General features: G+C 44.7%; 2 protein-coding genes and 1 pseudogene. All 3 read left to right on the top strand.

The features are described 5' to 3' along the window. Positions 1-7: 7 nt before the first annotated feature. Positions 8-562: pseudogene (locus T472_RS20710) on the top strand (phage tail protein); the annotation flags it as partial. An 11-nt stretch (positions 563-573) separates the two neighbouring features. Further along, complete coding sequence (locus tag T472_RS00810) at positions 574-2,283, top strand: phage tail protein (RefSeq protein ID WP_160319106.1); 1,710 nt, start codon at positions 574-576, stop codon at positions 2,281-2,283. A 21-nt stretch (positions 2,284-2,304) separates the two neighbouring features. Further along, positions 2,305-2,962 (top strand): phage tail protein (locus T472_RS00805; protein WP_040906206.1); only part of this gene is annotated, 658 nt, incomplete at its 3' end.

Raw genomic sequence — 2,962 nt, 5'->3', positions numbered from 1 at the left:
TACACATATGGGATATGATAATTTTGGACTGAAGATTGGCGTTGAAGGGGAAAAGGAATTCAAGAACGCACTTCGGGAAATCAACAGAGATTTCAAAGTGCTAGGCTCTGAGATGAAACTGGTCACATCCCAGTTTGATAAACAGGATAAATCGTTGCAGGCAGTGACGGCAAGAAATGAAGTCCTGAATAAAGAAATCGATGCCCAGAAAAACAAAATCGGCACCCTGGAATCTGCCCTTAAGAATGCCGCCGAATCCTTTGGTGAGAATGATAAGAGAACCAAGGCCTGGCAGATTCAACTGAACAACGCCAATGCAGATCTTAATAAGATGGAGCGAGAGCTTGATGAAAACAATAAAGCTCTTGATGAAGCCAGTGATGGATTCGGAGATGCAGGTAAAGAAGCCGACAAGTTTGGAGATGAGATAAAAGAGTCTGCTAAGGTAGCAGATGATTCCGGTGGAAAATTTGAAAAATTAGGATCTGTCATGAAAGGTGTAGCCGCCGGTATTGGTGTGGCCATGGCAGCCATAGGTACTGCGGCAGTCGGCGCAGGAAAAAATTATATGACATGGCAAATGATGCAGCCGCTGCAGGAGATGAAGTGGATAAAGCCAGTCAGAGAATTGGACTTTCGAGACAAGGCTATCAGGAATGGGAGTATGTACTCTCACAAAACGGGGCCAGCATTTCATCTTTAGAAAACGGGATGAAAAAGCTGAATAACACTGTGGATGATGCCGTGAGTGGAAGTGCTTCTGCAACAGAGAAGTTCAAGAGACTGGGCATTTCCATGGAGGACCTTAAAGGCAAATCCCGAGAAGAAGTCTTTGAGATGACCGTTAAAGGACTACAGGGTATTGCAGATGAAGGAGAAAAAGCAGCTATTGCAAATGACCTTCTCGGCACGTCTTCCGTTGAACTTGGAGCGCTCTTAAACCAAACGGCAGAAAGCACGGATGCTCTAAAGAATAAAGCCAGTGAACTGGGCCTGGTGATGAGTGATGAATCTATAGATGCGGCTGTTAATTACACCGATGCCATGGACAATCTCACTCGCTCCTTTGCAGGGGTGAAAAACAATATCACCTCACAGCTCCTACCTGGTTTCACCATGGTGTTAGATGGACTAACAGGACTAATCACCGGCCAAGAGGGAGCAGCAGAACAGTTAAAAGAAGGGGCCAGACAAACAGTAGATCAGATTGCAGTTATCCTTCCACAGATTTTAGATGTGGTGACTGGACTCATAGCTGCCATTGCTGAGGTGGCACCGGATTTAGTTCTCGCTCTTGTAAGTGGTATTTTAGATAACTTACCAACTCTCATTGAAGCCGCCACAAATATTATCATGACTATTGTTGGTGGACTCATTGAAGCCCTACCACAGATTACAGAGGGGGCACTTCAACTGGTACTGACTTTAGTTGATGGCATTATAGCTAATCTACCAGCACTTGTAGAAGCAGCCCTTGTAATGATTGTTACCCTTGCTACGGGGCTTGGTGAAGCGCTACCGGAGCTGATTCCATCCATTGTTGAAGCAGTTATTCTTATTGCCCAGACGCTGATCAATAATCTGGATTTGGTACTGGATGCAGCCTTTCAGATCATAAGCGGACTCGCTCAAGGTCTACTTAATTCACTGCCGAAGCTAATAGATGTTCTGCCCCAAATCATCAATAGTATTATTGCCTTCATCACAAATAATCTACCTAAGATCATTGAGATGGGTTTACAACTGACCATTCAACTGGCAGCAGGACTGATCAGAGCCATTCCGCAGCTTGTCGGTCAGCTCCCACAAATAATCACTGCCATCGTGACAGGCCTGGGGAGGGCTATCCCATCCATGATGGATGTGGGACGAAATATCGCAAGAGGTCTATGGGATGGTATTTCATCCATGATAGGGTGGTTGAAAGGAAAAGTCGACAGCATGGTTAGTTGCATTGTTAAAGGGGTTAAAGGCGTTCTTGGAATTCGCTCCCCTTCTAAAGTGTTCGCAGGGATTGGTGCGAATATGAGTGAAGGTATCGGAGAAGGTTTCACTGAGGCCATGAGCGGGGTTGAAAAAGACATTCAGGGAGCTATCCCTACAGACTTTGATTTGGATCTGAACTCTCAAGTTTCTGGAAGTTTGGGAGGCTCAGAAGGTGCAGTCTTTGATGTGACTATCCCACTTACCATCGATGGGAACATATTAACCCGTGTCATAGCCCAGCTACAGTGGAATCAAAATACGGTCACCGTCAGAAACCTTGGAGTGGCTGGATCATAAAACTGAGAGGAGGGATGAGCCTTGATTGAAATCTATGCGGGTAGTACTTTACTTCAAAGCATCAAAAAAGTTATGAGTGCTAATGTCAGAGAAACACTGGAAGGAGAATATACCCTTTCATTCACGGTGCTTGCAAAATCAGCACTGGCACTTAAGGTTAAACAGATCGCAAAGCTTGATGATCAGTATTTTGAAATAGTACAGATATCAAAGAGCCTTCAGGGCAGCCTTCCTATCTGCTCAGTGATCTGCGAGCACGTCTCTTATATCCTGAACCACGAGATGTATAACATTACGGAGTTTGATTTCACTGGAGATCCGGTTGCAGGGCTTGCCCAGGTTCTTTCAGGTACACCATTTAATGCGGGGATTGTAGATTTCACAAAGAGCGTCACCATGAAGATCAATCAAGAAGTATCAAGGAGGGCAGCCCTTATGCAGTACATTGCCATCCTTGGTGGCGAGATTGAGTACAATGGTTACAACATCAACATTCGAAGTCATAGGGGAAGCACTGACTATATCCCGGTGATGGATTCAAAGAATGTAACCAACGTAGCGGTATCCCATGATTCCAGGGAGAATGCTTCATCCTATGACATCTCATTCTTTAAGCTTTTGAACCTTGCTGTAGGAGATAATGTACAGATTGTTTTTAACCTAAATCCCCGAAAAATTA

Source organism: Youngiibacter fragilis 232.1 (genome assembly GCF_000495435.3).
GTDB lineage: Bacteria > Bacillota > Clostridia > Clostridiales > Clostridiaceae > Youngiibacter > Youngiibacter fragilis.
Note: the sequence above shows the minus strand (reverse complement) of the source record. Positions and strands in the feature narration are given on the sequence as shown.

What these genes read in the sequence shown, in the direction of transcription:
- T472_RS00810 (WP_160319106.1), top strand. Translation starts at nt 574, where the DNA reads ATGGCAAATGATGCAGCCGCTGCAGGAGATGAAGTGGATAAAGCCAGT.